Consider the following 24,165-nt stretch of genomic DNA (forward strand, 5'->3'; position numbering starts at 1 on the left):
TTATCTGTCCTGAGCACACAGCGTGAGTGAAGACCATAACGTTAGTTGGCATAGAACTACATCATCCACAAAAGACGAGAAGTTTATCGCGGGGTAAACACAAGCTATCTGAAGTGTAACGGTAGACAAAGAAAGCTGTGTATTGGCATTACTGTCTTATGATATTTATCATATATGGCATATCTACCGTATATAAAATTATATTATGAAAAAACTATTTGGGTCAAACATATATACGTATGCTATAAAATAGGCATTTTAAATTCATTAAAAAACAATACGTTGTAAAAATAAACAATTTAAATCATCTAAAAAACAAAAAGATAACAACAAATTTACAATCAGATGGATTTGATGTAGGATTCTGTTACATATCTGGTTGGAGCAATAAGATGAAATCTGAAAACACAGCAAAAAAACCTATTGAAAACAAAGCCGTTACTATAAAAAATAATGCAGTTCTAGCACGTCTAATGGAGGAGGTTAGACACGAAAAAGATATAATGGCAAACAGCCGTTATGATCGTGTTCACAACCGCCACAACCGTTAGTCAAATGTTAGACACAGTTCTGTTAAAAACAGCAAGTAGGTGCAACCTGGATTGCACCTACTGCTATGTGTATCGGGGGGCAGATACGAGCTGGAAGGAACAGCCGTATCATATGTCAGATACAACGATCAAAAAAATAATAGAAAGACTGTCTGAATACAGCACTTATCAAAGTGCTGGTTTTGCCATAGTTCTACATGGTGGGGAACCACTTTTACTTGGATACAAACGTCTCGTATCCCTACTTACAGGGCTAAGAAATTATTTAATTCCTGAAAAATACCCCATAAGTATACAAACTAATGGAGCTTTAATTAGTGATAAAATTCTTGAACTATGTGAAAAGAATCAAGTAAGCATCTCTGTAAGTATAGATGGTTCAAGAAAAGCGAATGATATTGCTCGGTTTACTAGGAGCGGGAAAAGTAGCTTCAATGAAGTTGTTGCTGGTATAAAAAAACTAAGTTCGCATCCTAATAGTAAGTTCTTGTTTGCAGGAACTTTATCCGTCGTACACCCCAATATACATCCACAGGATACTTATAACTATTTAAAAAAATTAAATACACCAAGTATGGATTTTCTTTTTCAGGATGGAAACCACGATAAACTTCCTGTCGGGAAAAGAGGCTTTGTCTCAACTGAATATGGAAACTGGTTACACTCTATTTTTTTACTTTATATTAATGATCCCTCCCCTGTACCAATAAAAATCCTGGATGACATTATTAAAATTTTACTTGGTGGCACGCCAAGTAAAGAGGGAAAAGGAGAAAATGATTTTGGAATTCTTGTGATTGAATCTGATGGAGAAATTAGAAAAAATGACACTTTGAGAGCTTCTTTCGAAGGAGTAGATTATTTTATCAATCGCCCGAATATTTATAGTTCGTCTATTTCAGACGTGATCAACACTGATGAGTTTAAAAAATACACAAAAACATCCATGCCGATATCCGAGACTTGCAAATCCTGTGAACACATTCATGTTTGTGGCGGGGGGATGCCGCTGTATAGATGGAGTAAGGAAAATGGATTTAATAATCCCTCCGTATATTGTGAAGATCATAAAGTTGTTATAAATGAAATAAAAAAATATTTAATTGATAACAGTCTAATAAGTGAGCAATGAAATGATTACAACAGCATGGGAAAAAGAAATAAATACCTCTCCATATAAATATTTCTCTTGCTCTTCAGGGTTACCATCAGAGATATCAGATGATATTTTAGGTTGGCTTGAAACCAATGCCCCCTGGAAAAGAGTTAATCAGTCATTTTATGACCAATATGAATTTAGTTTTTATGATGCCGAACTACCAGAAAAAATCAGTTTTATTAAAAGCGATATTTTTATTAATGAACTAAAATCCTTTCTCGAAAAAAACTTCACTGTATGTTTGTCAAACAAAGTTGATATTGTTGCTCACAAACTTATATCAGGTGATAAAATTAAAATCCACAATGATTATATAGAAGGACAGGAGAGTCACAGGATTCTTTTTCATTTTAATAAGGAGTGGAACGAAAATAATGGTGGATATTTTATGGTTTTTTCTAAGGACAACCCCGAGTCGTTACATGCCATAATTCCTCCCTTACATGGAAATGTCCAAGGATTCGAAATCTCCATAAACTCACATCATGCTGTTAGCAAAGTATATGATATGGAAAGATATAGTATCTTATATTCTTTTTACAGGAAAAAACATGGACATTAATAAATTCATATGCAAACCATTATCATGGGGATATAACGATCCTATTTTTTTATCCTTATGTGAGGACCATGCTGGATATACTATAAAAAATACGACCCAACCCCAAAATAATTCAGACAAAGAATTTTTTTTAAAAAAACCGGGCATAGATTATATACATCCAAAATTTCTGTCTGAATCAGAAAAAATAGCATGGGAATCGATGGGTATATCTTTTGTAGAGGAAGAGAATTTCCAGTATAGCTCATTCAATGATTTAGCATTGCAGATGTATGAAAGCCTTGCATGCGTCAGAAACTTACAAAGCTCCATTTCGTCATTTGCCTTGGTATTTCATCCAATTTTATCGGCACCAAATAATGACGTTAGTTTCAGTGACCCAGATATTCCTTTTGATATTTTTTGCTCTATACCATCGATTCAAGAAGCGAATCGTTTAGAAAGATTCACAGAAAGTGTTATTCACGAAACTTTACATCTTCAACTAACTTGTATTGAAAAACACATTCCATTGTTTCACGAAGAGTATTTATCTAACCACTTTTATTCTCCGTGGAAAGGTGAAGGTAGAAATGAAAGAGGCCTACTTCATGCCATTTATGTTTTCTCAAACATCAGAAAATACTGGATTACAATGAACAACTCATCTGTGAAAAATAGTAATTTCATAGAAAGAAGAATAATTTCTATAACGAACGAATTAGAAAAATCTGAGCATATATTTACAAGCAAGGCCTTAACAAAGGAAGGCAGTAGACTCGCAACACTCTGTTTTTCTGACTTATAGTCAAGATAACATATTTAATTTAACCGACAATATGTTTATTCTTTATAGGAGCGCTATCTTATTGAGCAGTAGTAGTCGGTATGCTCGGCATAAAATTTATTTTTATAAAAACAATTAACAACAATCGATAAAGCAGAATATAAATTAGATGACAGCTATGTTTATAGCTGTCATCTAAAAATCAATAGTTATTCCAGTTATTCTCTAACCAAGCAATTACATTTTTATGGCTACGGACATCACCTGGTAGATTTTCTCTGATCATCTTTTCTACTTTAAGACCAATCGCCTTATTCTTTAAAGAGTGTTTCTCAGCAAATCTATTGATAAATGGAAGGACTTCATATCCTTCATGTCGGTTAAGCAATGTGCTATCTGGCTTTCCTGTCTTTTTCGGATCATCATTACCTAATGCTGTCCAACTATATGTATGCTTTAAATCTGATTGTGATAAAAGAGCCATTTCTCACCTCATTACATTATTTAATTGACGAAAATAGTAAATATATTTCACCGAGCCAAAACCCCCAATGAATTCAGCAACTGGGTATCTAACGTTTCAGTAGCTGGTAAAGGGAGACCTTTATTAATTCGATATGTTTTTATAGCCGATCGGGTTCCCGGCCCCATAACGCCATCAATGATGCCCTCATAATAGCCTTTATCAAACAAGGCAAATTGCACACGCATGATAAGCCTGCGTCTTTTTTCCTGATCGGAAGAGACACCATTCATGGAGGTATTGGTATTTTGGCTCGTTCCAGATCTTGAAGAGCTTACAGAATTTCCGGTTTCAGGACGAAGCGCTCTCGTTGAAGGTGAAGATGCCGCTGGCGAAGACGGTGATGACGTCACTCCTGAGCCGCTACTCCCGGAAGATGAATCACTGCTGCGAGGGTAGTATGGTGTAGCACTACCACCATAATATCCACCACCGGATGAAGAACGGTGGGAGCTGTGCGAACTGTGGCTACGATGAGAGCTGTGGCTTCGGTGACCGGCAATATAAAAAGGCACTTCGGTATTGAGCGGTGCAAGCACAAGGTCGTGATCATTTAATGGAGAGTAGCCAAACTCTTCAATATTCATCGCGGCATCACTGGCCCACACCGAGTTATTGAGTGCTAAAAACCCAGGTAATAAAGAGGCTAACTTTAATCTTTTCATAGGATTGGTCTCGGCATTTGATGAAAACGGCCTTTTGATGAGGAGAAATAACCAGCACAGGATGATTTTTTACTGCATGGCTCACACGCTTCTGGGTAGTAATTTTTCCAGTCAGAAATGGATTGTGTTGAATAATCCCACAGAGATTCAGGTAAGTGACACAATGGGTAATTAAATATCACCAACGGGACGCCCGCTCTGTTAGCCGTGTCGGTAGCTAAGGACAGAGAGGTCGCATACGAATCGTGACTGACAAAAATCTCATCCCAGTTCTTTCTTGCCCAGCCAATAGATTCCAATCCCATAATGGAGATCTGACTGATGTTAGAAAAAACCCTGCCAATATATTCCACCACGTCAGCAAGATCGTGGTAATTCGCCTTTGTTGGGATGACCCTTAATTCAATGTTGATACCTGAATTTCCAGCGTTAATTAAACCCTTAACGGTGTCCCTGAAAGCACCATCACTCCCCACAAGATGATCATGAATGTGTTGTCGTGAAGAATAAAGCGGGATCCCAAAGGTGATGTTCATTCTTTTGCTTCGTTCTCTCACCTTTGCAGCAAAGCGAGCATCAGCAAACTGTCGACCATTGGTTAATACATGCAGAGAGGTATCAGGAGCATTATCAATAACGAAATCAAGAAACGAGAGAAATTCTTCGCCATATAGCAGCGGTTCACCACCACTGACCCCGACAAGCCCATTAAAGTTAAATGCCGCAATCGCAAGGGCAGACTGTGTAAGAAGCCAGTCATCATTGGGTGTTTTTGGCGGTTGAGAACAGAACAGGCATCGGTTATTACATCTTTCCGTCACAAGGACAGTATTATGATTCGCTCTGCGAGACAAAATCACTCTGAGCATATTGCCATTATTCACAACGCCAATATCGCCATCTTCTACGGACTCGTATAGCTGGTTACTGACGATAGAGCCAGCATAATAAGGTGCAACCGCACCATCATCAAAAGAAGGTTGGATCAGTAAATTTGGCAGAAAAAACTGTGGATCAACGGGCTTCTTTTTGCACAGCCGATAGAAACCCATTTCAACCGTGTTTTTTGCCGTAAAACGGAAGATATCGTTTCTTAGCACCTCAGACATAAGCCCACCTTTTCAGCATCGTTGCGGTAGGCCCATCCTGAGCAATGGCATTCATCAGGAACCGGAACATTCCCTTATGATATTGACAGAAGATGGAGCGACTTCTATCGCCTACCGGCTCTCCCTGAACACTGATATTCTGGCAAGGGTCAGCACCGCAAAATGGCTGGTAAGCACAGGTATCACAACCCGGTAGAGCGAAATTGAACGATGAACTCAGAACTGACTGATAGTAAGGGCTTTGAGAAAAAGACAATCCTGAAACAGCCCCGGCACTAAAATCAGCATCTGCATTCACCTTCTGAAGCATTCTGCTTTCGTCGCTACCATAAACACGGCCATCATAGTTAAAGAGAATACAGTTCAATACGACGCCACTGGGGGATTTCAGATCGGCATAGCCACTAAAACCAGGATTGAAAATCCGCTTTAAATGTATCGCGGCTGAGTGTTCAACCACAGCAGTGCCTTTCTGGTTATGCCACAGAATTTCGTCAATCAACGCGGCGTAAAAGTCGAAATATTCCTGCATCGAGAAAGTGAAACTTTCTTTATGGGCAAATCCATAGGGGCTAACAGGTCTGACAAAGATATCAGTCAAGCCTAATCCCAGATGGGCATCAATGATTGAACCCGGATGTTGGATCAATGCCTTGGTAACGGTCGTGACTGTCGCCACGCGACCTGCGCCAAGCTGCTCTCGCACCGCCAGCATCCCCGCAACGGCTTTTGAATAGGATTTACCTTCGGCAAGGAGACGGTTCTTATTGTGGATATCCTCACCACCATCCAGAGAAACGGAGAACGTGATATTGCGATCTTTAACCCAGTCCATCATGGACGATTCAAGCAGTGAAAGCGTTGTGGCAATCACCATTTCAAAGCATTGCTGACCCAGCGTTCTCTCACACTCAGCGTATATTTCCTGGATCAGATCAAACCGGAGTAAAGGCTCCCCACCCTGCACTTCTATTTTATAGGGAGGAGAAGACAGTTTTTTAATGGTCTGAACGATGTCAGGGATGAGATGCGGATCAAGATCGTAACCTTCAGCACCGATTGCCGCCCGGCTGACCTGACAATACTTGCAGGTATGATCGCATCTCAATGTTGGCACAATCATGAAAATCGGTCTGACAGCCAGATCGCTCATCAGCCGTTTAGCAAATCCTGAACTGAGTGAAGCAGAAGCCAGGTCTTCGGAAGCATCGTCGGCAATGAACAGCTTACTTTCCAGGATGTCACTAGACCGGAACTCCGGCGACCATTTATTGCAGGAAAGGCTTTCTAATTCATCGTTAGAGATGAAGTGATGAAAGCCAGCCAGATTGCTGATGAATACCCTGCCATCATTCAACCTGTCAAAGTTAAATGGCATTGGCTTCATTCGCTCAGCCTCACATCAATGCTTCTTAGCACCGTGGAGATGATTGAAGCCCTGATATGTCCGGTATGGCTTTGATGAGCTTCGCGGAGCTTGTAATCATTCAGGAGGCGTTCAAATTCAAACTTGATGGTGCCGTCAAAGGACTCAAAAGAAACGATCCAGTCGTTGTCATCTGCCCCCAGTTGCCATCTTGTGTAAGCAGACATCCAATACAAACTATTTCTCACCACCCATTCAGAATGGTTTGTTTTTTCTATAGTTTTTATAAACATTGCTGTCCTGTCTAATTAATAACAATTAAAAAATTGTAGACGTGAAATATTTTTATGCTAATGATTTTTTAAAATACTGCTTATACGATATAGCCCTACTATCGAAAAAGATCCACCTGAGAGCTAAAAATAATTAATCCAATAAATTTAATTAAAAAAATAACAGCAAGATAACAGTATCAATTTATCTTGATTTAACTTGTATTCAATTGATGGCATGTTACGTTACAGTAGGTAGATCAGTGAAGAGCTTTGATCTACGTAGTAATCGAGGTTAGACAGCCACAGTATCTCTTGTAAACGGTATTATTAATTTAATAAAAAATTAGATTGATAATCATTTCAGAGAAAGAAATTAGAAATTTTATTTACTCCTTTCATGAATTATGCTATACAGTCACTATCGACTGAAAAGAAAATAACACCTGTATAAAATTTAAAATTAAGGTTCCGCTTTTTTGGTGGAAGGTTAAACCTTGTAATTTTTCCGAAAACCATTTGAAAAATCACAGGTATTAGATATATTACCCCGTTATTGATATGACACCATAAATACTATATGCAATAACAAATTCTAACGGCCAGCTAAGCACCTACAAAATATAACATGGATAAATTATTATGATACTCCCCGGATATGAACCGAGATCTGCAACAATCCCTGCGAAAATAGATTATGAACTTTCACTTGAATATCAATTAGAGAAAGTTATTTGGTGTGCTGAAAAGTTTAGCACACGATTACGTGAGGACCGTCACTCAAATGACTTAGAAAATGAAAGCTATTTCTTATTCGACACATTGATTAATAACATTGCCACCTTGACTGAATATTATTTCTCCAACGTCATTTATTCACTTATTGGTACTATTCTGGATAAACCCCAAAAAATAGAATTTAGAGGGTTCGACAATTCTAATTACATTCATAAAAAAAATGATATTTTTAAGAGATTCAAAATTGGCGAATTAACCAAAGGTAGCGACGTTGAAAAAAAAACATATCTTAATAGATGCAGCGAACATTTCGATAAATATTTAGAGTTTATTATAAGTGGGCGTTATGATATTTTATATGAAATCAACAATTATATAAAACACAATGCCAGATTACGTGGTTTTTGGTTGAAGTCAGGTTCATCAAAAGATGAATTTATTAAGTACCATTTTCTTAGATTTACAGCAGATAACGAATTTTTATTTAAAGACAAAATAATAAAAGGTTTATTGTCGATAGATTATGATGAAGCGATTCAGGATAACTTCGAATTAGTTTTAAAGAACAGGAAGTATAATCCCGTGAAAAAATATGGTAGCTTTGTTTTTTTTGCAAATGATGATGTGGTCTACGTCAGGGGACCAAAAGGGGCTGGGTTAACGTCTAATTCAATAGTAAAAAAGTCCTATCAACTATGTCTAGAAATCATCAACACACTTATAGCCTCAAAAACAGGACAAATTACAGTACTAGAAAAATTGAATTCTTTTAAAGAAGTAATAGAAAGAGAAAATAATAAACTGCCATTAATATAAACATACTCTAATACAATTCGAGTTTCAGGAAGGCGGCAAGGGAAGGAGTCCCGATGAACTTACTCAGGTAAGTGATTCATGTGACTGAAAGTAGCCAACGAAAATGCAGCTTGAAGTATGATAGGTATAAATTTCATAGCGGAGAAATGGAAAACTGAATGAACATTATCCATGTCAATGAAAAAATTAAATTTTTAATTTCTCAGTATTATCAATCGCAGTTTGATTGTTTACCACATCTCATCATTCAACATAAAAAAAATTAATTATTGATTAAAAACTGAGAATAAAATCATGAGCAGAAAACCTAATTTAAAAAAAGCATTAGTGTCTGACATTTTATTGTTAATATTCACAGTAATTGTATGTGTATTAATTTTTGGTTTCATACTTAAATTACTTATACAATCAGACCTTTCAAATGGAACTCGTGAATGTAATATAAAAAATAACTGGGTGAGTATGAGTTGTATAATTTTAGCTTCACTAGCAATGTCATACTGGTATTACTTAAAGGGTAAATCAATAAAGGCATTAAATGATTTATTACTCTTTTTCTCTGCCGCAGTTGCAAGTTATTTTTATATAATGGATCATGAAACTTATCTTGAGTATCATGACAACAGTATGTTGTGTAAAAACATGACTTACATGGGATGGCAAATATTTATTTTAACCTGTTCTTTCTCCAAAGCGTTTATTGCATCCATTGAATTCATTCAAGAACGGAGTTTTTTAATAAACACTAGTGTTATAAAATGCAATCACAGTGATAAAGAGTTATTTTTTTATAAACTTGCGTCTTCTCTTATTGAAATACTTAGAAAGAAAGGATAATAATGCATACCAAACTAAAAGAGAAAACATTACTCCCGTTATTACATCACCTATTAAAATAATATGATGTGCCCATTCAAAATATTCTCTCATAAACTCTGTAAAGAAACCTTTTTCAGCTAATAAATACCCACTCCAAATTAACGCATGGAGCCCTATAAATAACGTTGCTGATGTTTTGTAATAACTCATAAATTATCCATATCGTTTATTTATTATAATGTAACGTCATTATGCATATTGTCAATAAGTACCACTTATACATTATAAGCAAGGGCTAACTCTACGAAGCGCTACGCTGGCTTCTCCGAGTTCTCCCTTGTTTTTTCGCCCTTCGGTTGAAAAAAATTAAAAGCAAAATCAATATCATGCATTGACATTGTTAGCTTCTGTCATATAAATAAGTCTAAGCATAAGGAATATGCTTTTATTTAATTATATGAAAAGGAGTTCATATGAGCACTGGTAACACTTTTAATAATATCCTTCGCTGCCACTGCATCAGTGTCAGATTAAATAATGAAGAGCTAACGCTTCTTAATCAGAAACGTGGCGGTCATCGCAAAGGTGAATGGCTGCGTATGGCATTTCTGCATAACCTTCCCTCCGTTATTCCTTCTATTAATCTTGAAGCATGGAAAACCCTTGGTGAGATTTCGCAGAAGCTGAACAGACTGGTCGCTCATCTGGATAGCAAGAGCAATGATAGTTCTCTCTCACAAACTGAACTCTTTGCAGTGAAGCGTCAGATCTCAGAGCTTCGCCAGCACTTACTTACTGATAATTTGTGGAGTGCTTCCCATGAAGGGAATGCAGAAAATCAGACGAGGTAAAAACTTCGCCGGTGTCGTTCTCTACGCATTAAGACCAGGATCTCACCATAAATGCACACCTTATGTCATTGGTGGGAACATGCTGGGGGATATAGCCGGAGATCTGATCGCCGAATTTAATACCACCAAAACGCTTCGCCCGGATGTGGCTAAACCCGTATGGCATAATTCGCTTCGATTACCGAAGAACGAAGCGCTGACAGATGCTCAATGGTCAGAGATTGCTGATGATTACATGTCTCGTATGGGCTTCTCTGAAACGCATCTGAGATGCTATGTGTTACATGATGATGTTGAAGGCCAGCACATCCACATTATTGCCAGTCGTATAGATCTCACCAACGGAAGCCTTTACTTGGGCAAAAACGAAAACCTGATCAGCACCCGTATCATCCAGCAGCTTGAACACGACTATTCACTGACCAGAACCAAAGGACCAGAATTGGTAGCATCACCATCCCCAGCTTCGCCCTTCCCTCCTTCGCTATCCAGAAAATCCCCGACACAGAAACCGATGGGCGCAACACCAAAGCCTAAAAAGCTGTCACGTAACGAAGCGATGATGGAGAAGTATAAAGGAGAGCCATCACCCAAATCACTCATCCAGGAAGCCTTGGAGGAATTACTTGTCGGTAAACCATCCACCACTGAGTTTGTGACACAGCTTGTGGCACAAAACATCATGGTAGTCCCGAATATCGCTTCTACCGGAAAGATGAATGGATTTTCATTCGAATATGCTGGGATTGCTTTCAAAGCTTCGCAATTAGGTAAATGTTATTCCTGGTCTACCCTACAAGACAAACTCGATTACCAGCCGGAACGCGACAATGCTTTCCTGTTTGCATTGAAAATGCCATCAGTCAGTAAGGCATCGGTTAGCGAAGCTCTTGATATGACCATAGCTATAGATACCCCTGAAATCATCAAAGAAGACGTTAACAGCCCCGCCGAAACGCTTACCCCCAATAAAGACGGCGGTCAGGACGAATACGCTATCAATTATCCTACAACGCTTCACAATGAAGCTGTTGCAAGTAACAAAGAAGCGTATGCAACCGAAGCAGTAAAAGAAGCTGGTGCAGATGCTAAAGAAGCACATGCAACCGAAGCGGCAAAAGAAGCTCACCACAGAAAACCCCTCTCTATGATTCAGACAGGCTTCAGATGGTTAGAAACCATCCCATACCTCAACATCATCATTGGCATGTTGAAAAAACTGAAAATCCCGACACTCAAACGCCCAGACAAGCACAACACCATCACTGGCGTGAAGATGATAGAAATTACGGCAACACCAAAAACCACTATCCAAACTCCGCAAAAATCACACTCATCATCATTCCCAATGTAGGGCTGAGAAGCCGTCCAGCAAGCCTTTCTTCATACAAAAAACACAAGATTAACGATCGGTATAAACGATCTATATTTAATTTATGATAGTTTTTAACTATCACAAGTAAACCATCGATCGTTATAAGCGATTTGCTTTGTTTGATCACAACTGTTCAAAATGTAGCTGTTCCTTTTCCCATAATAGACTGATTTAACTGGTCTATTTACTTATTCAACTAACGATATAGGTTCAGCAATGACAAATTTCGTCTCATACATAGTTCCTGACCTCTTCATACATCGAATATGACTTTCACTCAGCTATTAAGGAATTTGTATGAGCCTTTTATTCATGAGACGTTTCTGGATCGGCGTATTGCTTCCTGTGTTTATCGACTGGCTTTTTATGGCAGGCGCAATTCAGCTTTGGTGGCTCTGGTTACCTATCAGTGCTCCCCTGCTCATCTGGGCTTTTTTTGCCTACAACAAAAATAGGAAAGAAGACGCAGATTCAAGAATCTGGATCCGCCAACAGTGGGAAGAGAAAATCACTACTGAAAAATTTGAATTTTGCGGTCGCGCGTATACGTTTCAGGAAACCCTCTCAGGCACGGTCATCAGCTACAACCCGAACAATGACACTATCTGGGTAAAAACAGATGCTGGGGATGAGACACAAATTTCCGCGCATGGCCTACCATTCCGTGAATCACATCGTATTAAAAAATACGAATTTAATGGCTATCATGACCATCATTCCTATGCATCATTTCATGATGCACTGATTGTTAATGAAACCACCAAAGAACGACATGTAAACATGCCGGAAAAATGTTTTATTGTCTTCGGATTAACGACATTGACTCTGCTTTTGTTTATTCGACCTATAGTAAGATTTACTGCTAGTATCTATAGTTCTGCTATGCCCGTCCCAAGCTTTTTCCCTGTTACCTTTATCGTAACTAATATTATCTCTGCCGTTTCATTTATTATTTTCCTTTTTGATTTTAAAAATGATGATCTATGGAATATCTATTTGTTATCAACACTGGTCTGTCATGTCCTCATCAGATGGTTAAACATCAGGTCTAGCAAGTTTAATATCAAGTTCAATCGTCTGGTTATTTCATTTACACGTTAAGACCTAATAATAGTAAATCCTTAAAGGTTTAAATTAATGAAAAAATTTATCATCGTAACATTGGTATCACTCACTCTCTCTGGATGTTATTCCTTCGGTAATCAGACTCTGAAAAATGTAACGCAGGAAGACGTAAAAGCTAAAATTGTAAAAGGAAAAACCACCAAGGCAGAAGTATTAACCGCCTTTGGTGAGCCGGATAAACGTATCACCTCAGATGATGAGGAGAAATGGTCTTATTCTATGCATAACTACCGCAGTAAACCAACATCATATATTCCGATTGTCGGAATACTGACTGGCGGAACGGATATTGAAGAAAAATCAATTCTCATCACGTTTAAAGGTGAAAAAGTCAGTTCTTATGAATTCACTGCCGGTGCCAGTGAAATGAAACGCGGTGCCTTTTAAATCCTTTTAAATTCAGCAATCCTCAAAACGAGAGCCATGATGAATAAAAAATTATCCTTAGGTTTATTACTGGTGCTGTCCTTTTTTCTCACCGGCTGTGACAGCGAACCATCCGATACTGACGTATCTAAGGCAATGCAGTCTTTTACTGAAGAGATGAACAAAGGCGCACCGTCCGAATCAGCAAGAGTCGTTTTCAATTCAGCCAAGAAAATCGCATGCAAAGACAAAGACAGTGACGGCGGTTACAGATGCACAGTCGAATACAATGCAAAGCTCCCGTTTTTGGGTGAAAGAACATCGACTATGGAGCTCAAGTTCTTTAAATTTGAAGGCAAGTGGAAAGTCTCGCCGTCGAAATAACCTATAAGTCATAAGCAGCATCAGGGAAAGCATCAGCCCGTAGTTTCACCGCTACGGGCTTTTTTCATCTGCATTACCTTAGACTTGAACTGGAAGTTTTCGCAGGCAGGACAGAACACAATCAAATCTGACAGTCTGCATTGAGCTGTGAGTTCAACCGATGGATGCAACACACAGCATAAAGCAGTCATCTCAACGACTGAACAATCCTAATGAGCTTTGACAATCTATGTAGCAGCAAAGTTGTAATGTCCGTTCTGGGCTAAGTTAAGATGTCGGTCACGTAGATTCACCAGCAAGGGATCCTGATGACGGCTCATGCAGCGGAGTTTTTTCACTTTGGATTATGGTACCCAGGGTCCGCTATGAGGCGAAGGCTGTGTGAAAACCTTGACCAAAAACTGAAATCCTTTTATCTACGCAAAATCTGAAGTAGATCGGCTGGTCAACAGAGTCAAATTTTACGTAGGATTCGGTTTTCGCCCCTATTTTGGGCAGTCTCTGCGACCAAAAAAGTTTTCACACAGTCTGAGCGAAAAGCGGAAGTTCACAACTTGTCGTCGCCATTGGTGATGCTCTACTCACCTTCCGGTGTGTTAATCGACAGGGAGTAGGTCAATGAACCTGACGATAGCCGACCGGCAATATGATTCGTATACATGGGTGGTTGGTCGCTACATTTGTATGTTTAAGTTATAAGACACCTTTTTAACCGGATATAAAAACTCTCATCCACCTATCTCCTCGGATATAGAATGCTACAAAAGTATTACAGAATTCTTTTTTTTACTATACTCTCAATAAAAAATGTTATCTCCGCGTCTTTTACTAGATGATTAAAACATTTTTTATGTCAATGGCTTTAATCATCATTGATGGCAATGGAATAAAATAAAATTGTCGTTATATTTACAGAACCCAATCTCACTTTAATATATTGACTTCGGAGCTTGGCAGAGATAAGTCATCAATCTTTATATTCAAATAAGAGTTTTGATGCCCACTTTAATAAGCGTGCTTATTAGTTTATGACTAATTTATAACACAGACATACTTAATTGAATTGTGAGGATTCCTATGAAAAAAAACCAGCTGATTACTATATTTAGTCTACCTCTTATTCTTACAGCCTGTAGTTCAGGAAAACTGGCCATGAACCATACCGAAGAGGTTGCTAAATCAGGTAATGAAATCATCAAAGCCACTAAAGAATATAATGAAAATTTAATAACTCTACATAATGATTGGGTAGCGGCACTCCTTGGTTCCGATCCTAATTGCAGACTTAGATCTGATATGACCATCCCTGTTAGAGAGGAACAAAGTTCTAATCTTGGTATTGGGATATGCGTGACACCACATGAAGAAAAGAGAATTAAGACTATCTATCTAAATGCAAAACCTATTGACAGAAAAATATTTAAAGAAAATGAACAAATCCTGTCTGCATTCTCAGATTATCTGACAGCATTGACAGCTTATACGTCGGATGAACCTTCATATTCTGTAAGCAAACTCGTTGATAAAGCGCTTGAAAATGCTGATAACATCAATAAAAGCATTAACCTTAATGATAAACAGAAAAAATCCATCAGTGGACTTGTCTCATTTTTACAACGGCTAGCGACAGAGGAAAAAAATAAGGGAGATATAGCTTCCATCTTAAAGGAAATGGGCCCAAAGCAATCTGAAAACCTAGATTTACTAAGAAAAGATATAGAGGAGAAAAAAGAAAGATATTTCAACACAATGAATAGAGACATATTACACATAGCTTTACTAAATTTCAACAATCGAGCCAAACTTCCACCACAGCAGTCTGTTTCACCTAAAGAAATAGTACAACTTAATTATACAACACAAAATTACATCAAAAACATAACGGCAACTGAAGTAGCCATTGAAAAATACAAAGTATATAACAAAGGACTTCTTTCAATAATTGATGGCGACATTACCGATAAAAAAATAAAAGAGGAGAAAGTGGCTATTCAAAAGGAAAATATCAAAGAAGGACTCAGATATATTAAAGACTTCGTTCAAGAACTTGGCCCAGTCATTATGACTGCAATGTAATAGGAGAGAGTTTATGGCTACGCAACAGCAGAAAGATGATCTCATTAATATAATTCTAAAATTAAAAAAATTATGTGATTCAAAAATTGATGGTGAAAATGGTAGTGTATACGCATATATCAGCATCAAACTAACATCCTTTGTAATGACTATGGATAGTTATGATTTTTCTATATTCAGCGACCAAGTCATCATTGAATTAATGTTCTGGGCAAACCAGTCTATTAATGCATTGAAAACACCTACCGAAGAAGATGATTTAGCTGTGTTAAATACTACTGTTGGAAAACTCGCAGACCAATTCCCTGTAATTAAATAACATCCCTGAATAAAAATGTGCATCCACACTATAAATGACAGCCAGAATTACTCTGGCTGTCTTTATATCTTATATCAAAATAACACATAATAACTATGTCACTCAGTTGCAGTATCCTCATCATTCAACAGGCTCGATGAGCTCCGCCACCTGATCCTTCACATTCCCGCCCGCGCGCGTTACTGGATGCCAGTTGAAACCGCTCCGTCAGTGGCTATCTTTTCTGCCTCTTTACCAGATACATCCTGCCTCATCCATTCCCGGGCAGCTTCGGGCACTAGGCTAAGTGGACGACGTTCGTCTATATCAACCAGACCTTTATCAGCAGCAGTGATAATCAGAAATCCTTCCGCCTCATCGCCACGCTCAAACGGTGTGCTTTCGCTCGAAGCCATGAATATCAGCTGGCAATCTTTGCGGTGAATGAAGTAGGGTTGCTTTATATCACCTTCCTTCTTCCACACAATCTGATTATTGACATACTTGCTGACCAGTTAGCCGGCACCACAACAATATCCCCTCCCTAACGTAACGAACGGCCGCTTCTGGCACAGAGCAGTCTGTCAAATTACGCTTAACTCTACGCAACAACTGTGCCAGTTCAGTTCTTAGCTAATACATGCCATCACATCCGGCAACCACTCTTCCTGACGCTTGCTGAGGCTCTTATCAGCTTGTTGGCGTCATACTTCTTTTTCTCATGCACATAGATTCGCTCGGTTCTTCCACCGTTGTTGTTGATGAAGCTGATGATGGAAAGAAAGACTTTATTCAGTCGGGCTTTATCAATCAAATCATCACTGATTTTTTCGATATGAGAATAGTAAGAGAGAAGCAAAAAGCTCAGCACCACTTCTCGGTTTGAAAACGCCAGATTTTCTATGTCCTGCTGATATTTAATATAAAATCCGGCACAAAAAAGATAAGACTGCTCGGTGATTTCCGCTTCTGAAAAGCCCGATTCATCGAGCTTATCAACAAACCTGTCCAGCAACAGCAGATACCTTTCCATTAAACTCATATTTATTTTTTTCATAACTATGCATCCTTGCATTTAAATTATTATTAATTGTCGTCCTGACAACATACCAATATCACCATTGAATTAAAAATCAAGCAATTCTTAAAAATATATTTACGCTACCTGATTTCGTTTACAGTCACTTTTTTTCAGGTAACGGTTCATTAAGTTGGTGCGATTTCACCCCATATTTATTGGCGTTATACTGCCACAGGGAAAACTGCTCTTTATAACGGTTGTTTTGCTGTTCAAGCATTGCCATCTCGTTTTCAATATGTCGTATTCTCTGCGCCGCAATTTTCAGGCTGGCGGGTTTCTTTGGTTCAACGCGGCTTGTCTGTATCATTTTCTTTTTCATTAAATAGGCCGTCACGATATCTTTATGCATATTCAATGACTGACGACTGGGTTTCTTTCCGATAAATTTTTCAACTTCGATACAAAGCGCTTCCCATGTTAATTTTCCTTGCCAGCCCTGAAGCGTTTTTTTAATGACTGTGATATCTGATGATGTTAAATGTTTTGCCATACGGCCTCCTGATGATTAATTTTTATAAGATATTTTCATTTTTTTGCTCTACATTTTCTCTAAAACAGATAATACGGCTTCGTGGTGCGCCACCCATTTATCCGCACCAAAATACGCGTCTTTCACTGCCTTTTTCGCCATCCGAAGGTGCTGACGGATTTTTTTGACAGGCTCATGCCCGTTCATTCCCCCTGCCCAGCCGTAATGCAACGCGCTGGCTAATTTCTTGCAGGGGAGCATCAGGTAGTCATGAACACAATAACCGTAGGGCGTGACGTGAACCGCACCGTGATCCGGCTCTTCTGTGATAACCGGAATACTGACAGGCAGAGCGTAGCCATGAGCACCCAGCTTCAGCTCTTTGATTTTCTCGTGCATCTCTTCCTGAGAGACATGATTATAGGCACGGTTCTGCATGACACTGACTCTGCCTGACCATTTAGCGATCTCCATTTCTGAAAGTTCCCCCTGATGCGCCAGCGTGTTGAGAAGGTGCCTCGGTTGATGGGAGCGCAGAAATAAGGGGTTCCCCTCATCATCGGTATAACCATGACGTGCAAAGATATTCTTCACCGTGCCGGAAGGTCTCATCTTTGCAATATCAGAGGCAAAGAAATGATACGCTGGCCTGCAAATCTGAACGTCCCGCGTCTCCCTTTTCTCACAGCCCTGATATTTGTTCAGCAGACACAGCGCATTGCTATATCGCACAGACTTTTCTTTATCAAACCAGGGAAAATCCGCAGGCAGACACGGCATCACCTTCTCGTTTACAGAGCGTGCAGCAGTCTCAGGTTTTGCTGAACATGTTTGATTTTCTGCCCGTTTCGCTATTGAACGGGCCTTTTCCGACAGAAGGCGTAACCGGCTGACCGCTTTTCTGGCAACCGGCACCATAACATCAGGCACCCACTTGATAGTGGCCCCATAGCCCTTGACGGCATGAAAGCGAAGCCCGTAACGCTCCACGCCATTTTTATCTTTCCGGGTGATCTCACAGTCTGCCGGTAATGCCAGAATTTCTGAAATACGGTTTGGTGAGCACATCAGCAGGGCAAAGACCGAGGTGGTAAACAAATCCCGCTCACTGAGTTCATCATCCGGTCGTGAAAAAATTTCAGCGATAGCGAGTAAAGCCCGTTCGTCCGGTAATTTATGCTTTCTGTCCGGATCTTCTTTCTCAGGCAGGTAATGATTTTTGAAATCGGGTTTAGCCGGATTGCACCAGCGAAAAAAACCACAGCTAACGAAGCGGTGGGTCGTAAGAAACTGCGCCAGTTTTTCAAGCTGTGTGCCACACTGGTATAACACATTATCTTTATAATACTGTCTGGCGGTCTGCATCGCTTCATCCAGCACCAGAACCGACGTGTTATAAATATGGGCATTCCGGCAAACCTGCAACAGCGCTTTTTCCAGACACCTCAGAGCCATGAGTGCCGCACCGTGACTTTTGACCGGGCGTAACGCCTGCTGGTAACGGATATAGCTTTTGGCAAAAGAAATGAAATCGCTGTCCATGGCACATTCATTGCTGACTGCGCCTCTCCCCGTCCCCAGCTTGCAAAACGTTGCAATGCCTTTCCAGACAGGTGAATGCCAGTTTAAATCCGCACCAAATACGGTCAGCTTATCCCGGCAAAAAGCAATAAAATCACCGGTATTCTTTTCCACACTCAACCCGGCCTGAGATTTGAATACGGTCACGTTACCCATGCGCCACCTCGTCATTATTCTGGTGAGTGAAAGGTCTGAAATAAAGGCACTGATGACACGGAATGGCTGTCGCACAGGATGAACAGCTTTTTACTTTCGGCTTTTCTTTCCCAAGAAAAACATCGGCAATAAAGGATAATTTGTCAGAAACAGCCTGGTTAATCCTGACGACACTATCCGGTAAATTTTCAACATAAATCCCGGCACAGGCGGTGGAAGAGTGATCTAACAACTCTGCAATGTATTGCACATCATACCCGTCACGCGCCATCCTGGTGCCAAGGGTATAACGGAGTCGTCGGGGACTTATTTTCATGATTTCACCGGTTCTTTCAGAGATGACCTGCTCGGTATTAACCACGTTGATCAGTGCATCATTAACCCCGTTTCGGGAAGCATGAAGTCTGTCCGACGCCAGTAACGCCGTCATATTCTGACCTTCGCTCAGACGACATTGCGACTCACACAGAAAAACAGGCACATCCTCTTTTTCTGCCGGTTGAAGCGCCCTGCCGATAACCTTCTCAATCCGGCTTACCGACGCCTCTGCCTGTTGCCTGACAATATCAAACAGATATTTATCAACGTTCAGGAGCCTGAAGGTCGTCCTGAATCCGCCCCCCTGTTTGATCCTGGGGAAGTTGATGAAATAGCCAGCATCACTATTATTCTCTTCTTTTATGTCCTGATATTTTAATGAGGTGATTTGCAAGGGTCGTCTTCCGGTCAGGCTGACCAGCAATGCCATTGCAGACTCAGACAGCGTGATCCTGCCGTTTTTCCCGGCATGGTGGATCGCCCTGTTTAATCCCTTATGCTCCGTATCCGTTAAGGGGCCCTTTTCAGGGCTTTCCTGTTTTACAACGTCTCCGGGCGCTTTAACCTTTATTCTCATGGCTTTCAACAGCGTAATGGCATTGTCATCGATACCCGTATAACCCAGGGAATGCCACTTAATCAGAAAACTTCTCAGCACCATCAGACTTGCCAGCGGCGTTGCAGGTGAAGCTCTGTAATTCAGGATCGCTGACTCATCAATATAATCAGGGAACATCTCACGGATAAACCGCTTCAGGCTGTTATTGATATTCATCACATAACTTGCACTTTTTTTACAGGCAAAAAAAGCCAGTGTATTGAGATACCCCTCATGCAATGACGGGGTTAATGTTTGCAATACAGAATAAACATTGACCGTATTATCCTTATCCAGGTGCCACCGTGTATCGGAGAGAGAAAATGAATAACCTGAACGTGTTGCCATTAAACAGGGTTTGTTTTCTTTCACTTTATTCATAACATCTCCCTGATGATTTCTTGCTGAACAGCCAGTGAGGTTTCATTTGCCTTTTTAGTAAGATGTCTTTTGTTGTAGATCATCGCCATCTCAGAGCCTGGCACCCAGCCCATACAATACACTCTGCATTGCCCTTCTCTCACCTCAGAAAGACCATGGGCGTCTGACATGGAAGAAAAGTGATCATTCCATGTGTGTCTCAGTTGATGCCCGGTTACCCCGTACAACTCCGGTGAGCACTGGCTAATCGTATGGATAATTTTCCGGTAAGCCGACATCGACAGGGGATTTCCCTCTGTATCCCCTTTCTTATAGGTAATAAAAAGAAAATCATTTTTCTTTGCATTTCTTATTTTTAGCCTGTCTTGCTGGATGTAATTATATAATTCAGACATGACCGCTTCCTCAGAGAGGAGCACCCTTCCCCGCGTTTTGACAAGCGGCTGCTTAACCCTTGGATCTGATTTGTCATTGGCGCGGCGCTGGATAGTAATAGAGGAACAGGCAAAATCAATATCACTGATCCGGAGATTTAAAAGCTCACCGGCTCTGACCCCGTAACTGAACAGTAATAAAATGATGAGCCTGTTCCGTGTCTGAACCGCAGGAGAAAACGGATTTAATGCAGACCCGACGCTGACTACATTAAACAGAATATCTTGCTGCGCCTTCGTTAAGGACTTTTCAGGGATATAGTCACGGTATCCGTCAGAATCAGGTCTTTTATTTTTCAGTTCAGCCACCATCCTTGTGATCCTGGCGTCAAGATTTACGTCTACCGAATGCGGTAAGTGATGATGGTATAGCCAGTCAAGGTAATGGCAAATAAACGTCAGCCTGAAATACTTTGTCGGCGCTTTCACACTTCTGCTACCGGACGTTTTTTTCCTATTTTTGAAGTTTTCCGAAGCGAAATCAGCCAGCGCATCAATTTCATAAGAACTTAAAAATTCCATTCGGGTGATCCGATCCACGATGTCTATTTTTCTCATATGAAAAAATCGATAAAGTAATACCAGACTTCCGGCAACCACCTCCATTGTATTAATCGACACCGATTTGCTCCTGACGTTTGTCGTTATATAAAGATTAGGATCAAAAAGCGGCTCTCCTGTCAGACTGTTAATAATATGGCAATATCGCTCACCATTATCAAACATAAATGTATTCGTTCTAATATGATCCATGACCTCTCCTTAAAATATTTTACAAAAGCACTCTAGGTGCAATATATTATTAAATTACAAATAATAAATTTACAAAAAAATCTTAAGAAAATGACAAGACAATAATAATTAAATTTATTTTTAATCAATAGGATAATAACGATATTTTTTACATTTAATATCTATGGTGTACTTAATAAATTTTAAGTACACCTGAGACTTAATAACGCCACGTAAAACTTTTAAACAAAAGCCCTCATTAAAAACCGTCAAATATTCTGTAAAATATATAGCCTTTATTGATTGAAATTCTTTACACTTTTAAAATACTTTTCTTTTTTCAATCGCGGTCAATATCCATTCGGCTTTGTTGAATAAATCGAACTTTTAAGTGATTGGCAGATCTGATCGTTACGTCCGTTGCGACATCAGACTCCCATGGCAAAGCAAAAATTTAAAATCACCAACTGGCCCGCGTACAACAAAGCGCTCAGACAGCGCGGTTCCCTGACTGTCTAGCTTGATAAGTCAGTCATTGCGGCATGGACGGAGAATACGACACCCGCACATCGTGGCCGCCCACGCCACTACACCGATATGGCTATCACCACCGTTCTGATGATGAAGCGCGTGTTTAACCTTTCGTTACGGGCGTTGCAGGGCTTCGTTGACTCTATATTTTTCAGTTGATGGGAGTGGCTCTCGCTTGCCCCGATTATTCACTGGTCAGAAAACGTGCAAAGACCGTTAATATCAGCATTAAAACTCCAACACGCGGTGAGATTGAACATCTGGTGATTGACGCTACCGGACTGAAGGTATTCGGTGAAGGGGAATGGAAGATCCGGCAACATGGGGCAGATAAGCGCAGAGTATGTAGAAAACTCCATCTGGCAACAGACAGTGTAACGCATGAGATTATCTGTGCCGATTTATCTCTCAGTGGAACAACTAAGGCACAGGCACTCCCCGCATTAATAAGCCAGACTCACCGCAAAATCAAACAAGCCTCAGCAGATGGAGCTTACGATGTCTGCTACTGCCATGATGCCCTGATGAAGAAAAAAATCAGGCCGCTCATCCCACCGCGAAACGGTGCACAATACTGGCCCGATAAGTACCATGAACATAACCATGCCGTGGCGAATCAGCACCTGAGTGGTAGCAATGACGTCTGGAAAAAGAAAGTGGGTTATCACCGCCGTTCAGTGGCGGAAACAGCGATGTTACGCATCAAAACGTTACTGGGTAGTCATCTGAGCCTGCGGGAGTATGACGCCCAAGTAGGTGAAGCGCTGGCAATGGTCAAAGCGCTTCACCGGATGACGTTGTTGAGTATGCCGGACAGCGTTAGGATCGCATAACAATGGTTCCAGCGGGAGCTATCCTGTCGGCTGACTCTGATTTATTCAACAAAGCCGTGTCATACCATCATGTTCGACAACGGAAGGGAGTTCAGCAGCCACAAGTCAATCTCTGAACGCTGGAGGCGGAAACCTATTTCGCTCACCCGTATGCGTCATATGAGCAGGGTTTGGACGAGAACACGAATGGTCTTTTAAGGCAGTTTATCCCGAAAGGAACAGACCTTAATCTTAATACGGTGTCGGAAGGGGACTTAAAACGCTATCAGGGCGTGTTGAACAGCAGGCCGCAAAGTGTCTCGGGTTCAGGCAACCATTGAGGGTATTTGAGGGACTAAGAATGGCGGCTTAGCGTTGCACTTCGGATTTGAATGCGCCATTTGCATTCGTTTTTTAAATCCAGTGAACGATTTTTTCGTCTCCGCTATCTTATTGAAATCCGGCCCCATGAAGTTAATGTATCTATGTGTCATTTATTTTTCCTTTTGTTGTTCAATAATTACTCATTGCAATACAATTAAAAAATGAAAAGGTCAAATAATATGACAATGATGTGTTATAAATAATGAACCAACTCTGTAAGATTATTTTAAAATCAGCATAGCAGTCAACCTGCGGTATGATTTTTATTGATCAATTTCTGCATAAGATGTCGGTCAATACAGGGAATTGGTGTTATGATCGGCATCTCTCAGTCCTGTTGGTGATTTTTTTGATTTGGCGATTGAGCAGATCGGACAATCCGTGCTGAGTTCCCTTCAGCTTAAACATAAGGTAAATAAGTATGAATCATTATATGATACCTATTAGCGTTTGTGTGTTTGATGATATATCAATTACATCCTATCCTATAAAAATAGATTGTAATGCGCATGAAGTTTATCCAGAATGTGGTAATTTTTATCTGGCAAGCATAAGTAATGAGAAAAAGAAGATAATTGCTGCATGTGTTTTTATTTCGTCCATTAAGGACTCTAAATCTCATGAGCTTGCGTCCATAGCAAAAGAAATATTTGAAAAAAACACTCACACAGAAGAACAACATAAACAAGCAAAAAAACTCCTTGTAAGTCGTCTGAATATTAATGACATGAACGGAACAATTGTCGAGGTTTTATCACAGAACGAATTAGATATAATTTTTACTGATTTTTATATAAATAATAGTACTAACGGTAGTGCCTGAGTCAGAGAATATCCTACTTATAAAGTATAATATGAGCATGGTAT

At 39.9% G+C, this 24,165-nt stretch carries 24 protein-coding genes and 3 pseudogenes; 16 read left to right on the forward strand and 11 right to left on the reverse strand.

Features of this window, described 5'->3' with window-relative positions; genetic code table 11:
- Positions 1-392: 392 nt before the first annotated feature.
- The 4 genes from yhhA to A8F97_RS10515 are packed head-to-tail and all read left to right on the forward strand — an operon-like array spanning position 393 to position 3,059.
- Positions 393-551 carry a YhhA family cyclophane-containing RiPP gene (yhhA, locus tag A8F97_RS24435; protein WP_167353658.1) on the forward strand — a complete coding sequence of 53 codons (159 nt, stop codon included), beginning with the start codon at positions 393-395 and terminating at the stop codon, positions 549-551.
- A gap of 4 nt (positions 552-555) precedes the next feature.
- Positions 556-1,683 (forward strand): cyclophane-forming radical SAM/SPASM peptide maturase YhhB, encoded by a 1,128-nt coding sequence (gene yhhB, locus A8F97_RS10505; protein WP_033071220.1) that lies wholly within the window; start codon positions 556-558, stop codon positions 1,681-1,683.
- A 1-nt stretch (position 1,684) separates the two neighbouring features.
- A complete protein-coding gene (yhhC, locus tag A8F97_RS10510) occupies positions 1,685-2,272 on the forward strand; it encodes a cyclophane-containing peptide 2OG-Fe(II) oxygenase YhhC (protein WP_033071219.1) in 588 nt (195 codons plus the stop codon).
- A complete protein-coding gene (locus tag A8F97_RS10515; protein ID WP_033071218.1) occupies positions 2,262-3,059 on the forward strand; it encodes an aKG-HExxH-type peptide beta-hydroxylase in 798 nt (265 codons plus the stop codon). The genes yhhC and A8F97_RS10515 overlap by 11 nt, the downstream gene beginning before the upstream one ends.
- A gap of 181 nt (positions 3,060-3,240) precedes the next feature.
- Here A8F97_RS10515 and A8F97_RS10520 read toward each other — a convergent pair whose 3' ends face one another.
- The 5 genes from A8F97_RS10520 to hxsD are packed head-to-tail and all read right to left on the reverse strand — an operon-like array spanning position 3,241 to position 6,994.
- Positions 3,241-3,522, reverse strand: a complete 282-nt coding sequence (locus tag A8F97_RS10520) for a hypothetical protein (protein ID WP_033071217.1) — start codon at positions 3,520-3,522, stop codon at positions 3,241-3,243.
- A gap of 47 nt (positions 3,523-3,569) precedes the next feature.
- Positions 3,570-4,226, reverse strand: a complete 657-nt coding sequence (hxsA, locus tag A8F97_RS10525; RefSeq protein WP_033071216.1) for a His-Xaa-Ser repeat protein HxsA — start codon at positions 4,224-4,226, stop codon at positions 3,570-3,572.
- Positions 4,223-5,335: a His-Xaa-Ser system radical SAM maturase HxsC gene (gene hxsC, locus A8F97_RS10530; RefSeq protein WP_033071215.1), complete on the reverse strand. Its 1,113-nt coding sequence runs from the start codon at positions 5,333-5,335 to the stop codon at positions 4,223-4,225. The genes hxsA and hxsC overlap by 4 nt, the downstream gene beginning before the upstream one ends.
- Positions 5,328-6,722 (reverse strand): His-Xaa-Ser system radical SAM maturase HxsB, encoded by a 1,395-nt coding sequence (hxsB, locus tag A8F97_RS10535; RefSeq protein ID WP_033071214.1) that lies wholly within the window; start codon positions 6,720-6,722, stop codon positions 5,328-5,330. The genes hxsC and hxsB overlap by 8 nt, the downstream gene beginning before the upstream one ends.
- On the reverse strand, positions 6,719-6,994 hold the full coding sequence (gene hxsD, locus A8F97_RS10540; protein ID WP_033071213.1) for a His-Xaa-Ser system protein HxsD: 276 nt from the start codon (positions 6,992-6,994) through the stop codon (positions 6,719-6,721). Before hxsD ends, hxsB begins: the two co-directional genes overlap by 4 nt.
- A 621-nt stretch (positions 6,995-7,615) precedes the next feature.
- Between hxsD and A8F97_RS10545 the strand changes: the two genes are divergently transcribed.
- The 9 genes from A8F97_RS10545 (at position 7,616) to A8F97_RS10585 (ending at position 15,842) form a co-directional block, all read left to right on the forward strand.
- The gene (locus tag A8F97_RS10545) at positions 7,616-8,527 is read left to right on the forward strand and encodes a hypothetical protein (protein ID WP_033071212.1); all 912 of its coding nucleotides are present in this window, start codon (positions 7,616-7,618) and stop codon (positions 8,525-8,527) included.
- 294 nt (positions 8,528-8,821) lie between these two features.
- Entirely contained in the window at positions 8,822-9,364 is a 543-nt protein-coding gene (locus A8F97_RS10550) for a hypothetical protein (protein WP_033071211.1), read from the forward strand.
- A gap of 455 nt (positions 9,365-9,819) precedes the next feature.
- Positions 9,820-10,197 (forward strand): hypothetical protein, encoded by a 378-nt coding sequence (locus tag A8F97_RS10555; protein WP_033071210.1) that lies wholly within the window; start codon positions 9,820-9,822, stop codon positions 10,195-10,197.
- Entirely contained in the window at positions 10,166-11,551 is a 1,386-nt protein-coding gene (locus A8F97_RS10560) for a relaxase/mobilization nuclease domain-containing protein (protein ID WP_033071209.1), read from the forward strand. The genes A8F97_RS10555 and A8F97_RS10560 overlap by 32 nt, the downstream gene beginning before the upstream one ends.
- Positions 11,552-11,869: 318 nt before the next feature.
- Positions 11,870-12,673 (forward strand): hypothetical protein, encoded by an 804-nt coding sequence (locus A8F97_RS10565; RefSeq protein ID WP_033071208.1) that lies wholly within the window; start codon positions 11,870-11,872, stop codon positions 12,671-12,673.
- A gap of 36 nt (positions 12,674-12,709) precedes the next feature.
- Positions 12,710-13,084: an META domain-containing protein gene (locus tag A8F97_RS10570; protein WP_033071207.1), complete on the forward strand. Its 375-nt coding sequence runs from the start codon at positions 12,710-12,712 to the stop codon at positions 13,082-13,084.
- 36 nt (positions 13,085-13,120) lie between these two features.
- Entirely contained in the window at positions 13,121-13,447 is a 327-nt protein-coding gene (locus A8F97_RS10575; protein WP_226311113.1) for a hypothetical protein, read from the forward strand.
- Positions 13,448-14,524: 1,077 nt separating this feature from the next.
- A complete protein-coding gene (locus A8F97_RS10580; RefSeq protein WP_033071206.1) occupies positions 14,525-15,523 on the forward strand; it encodes a hypothetical protein in 999 nt (332 codons plus the stop codon).
- A 13-nt stretch (positions 15,524-15,536) separates the two neighbouring features.
- The gene (locus tag A8F97_RS10585) at positions 15,537-15,842 is read left to right on the forward strand and encodes a hypothetical protein (RefSeq protein WP_014699401.1); all 306 of its coding nucleotides are present in this window, start codon (positions 15,537-15,539) and stop codon (positions 15,840-15,842) included.
- Positions 15,843-15,962: 120 nt separating this feature from the next.
- Here A8F97_RS10585 and A8F97_RS10590 read toward each other — a convergent pair.
- The 6 genes and pseudogenes from A8F97_RS10590 to A8F97_RS10615 all read right to left on the reverse strand — a co-directional run.
- A pseudogene (locus tag A8F97_RS10590) lies at positions 15,963-16,303 on the reverse strand (SOS response-associated peptidase family protein); the annotation flags it as partial.
- A 164-nt stretch (positions 16,304-16,467) separates the two neighbouring features.
- A complete protein-coding gene (locus A8F97_RS10595; protein WP_014699399.1) occupies positions 16,468-16,878 on the reverse strand; it encodes a hypothetical protein in 411 nt (136 codons plus the stop codon).
- Between the two features lie 124 nt (positions 16,879-17,002).
- Positions 17,003-17,392: a hypothetical protein gene (locus A8F97_RS10600; RefSeq protein WP_014699398.1), complete on the reverse strand. Its 390-nt coding sequence runs from the start codon at positions 17,390-17,392 to the stop codon at positions 17,003-17,005.
- Positions 17,393-17,440: 48 nt separating this feature from the next.
- Entirely contained in the window at positions 17,441-19,108 is a 1,668-nt protein-coding gene (locus A8F97_RS10605; RefSeq protein WP_014699397.1) for a DNA-binding protein, read from the reverse strand.
- Positions 19,101-20,405 carry a site-specific integrase gene (locus A8F97_RS10610; RefSeq protein WP_014699396.1) on the reverse strand — a complete coding sequence of 435 codons (1,305 nt, stop codon included), beginning with the start codon at positions 20,403-20,405 and terminating at the stop codon, positions 19,101-19,103. Before A8F97_RS10610 ends, A8F97_RS10605 begins: the two co-directional genes overlap by 8 nt.
- Entirely contained in the window at positions 20,402-21,592 is a 1,191-nt protein-coding gene (locus tag A8F97_RS10615; protein WP_014699395.1) for a tyrosine-type recombinase/integrase, read from the reverse strand. The genes A8F97_RS10610 and A8F97_RS10615 overlap by 4 nt, the downstream gene beginning before the upstream one ends.
- 417 nt (positions 21,593-22,009) lie before the next feature.
- Here A8F97_RS10615 and A8F97_RS10620 point away from each other — a divergent pair.
- The 3 genes and pseudogenes from A8F97_RS10620 (at position 22,010) to A8F97_RS10625 (ending at position 24,121) form a co-directional block, all read left to right on the forward strand.
- A pseudogene (locus tag A8F97_RS10620) lies at positions 22,010-22,935 on the forward strand (IS5 family transposase).
- Between the two features lie 57 nt (positions 22,936-22,992).
- Positions 22,993-23,287 (forward strand): annotated as a pseudogene (locus tag A8F97_RS23190) (IS30 family transposase); the annotation flags it as partial.
- A 432-nt stretch (positions 23,288-23,719) separates the two neighbouring features.
- Entirely contained in the window at positions 23,720-24,121 is a 402-nt protein-coding gene (locus A8F97_RS10625) for a hypothetical protein (protein ID WP_014699392.1), read from the forward strand.
- Positions 24,122-24,165 lie beyond the last annotated feature (44 nt).

It is taken from the genome of Pectobacterium parmentieri (genome assembly GCF_001742145.1).
Lineage (GTDB): Bacteria > Pseudomonadota > Gammaproteobacteria > Enterobacterales > Enterobacteriaceae > Pectobacterium > Pectobacterium parmentieri.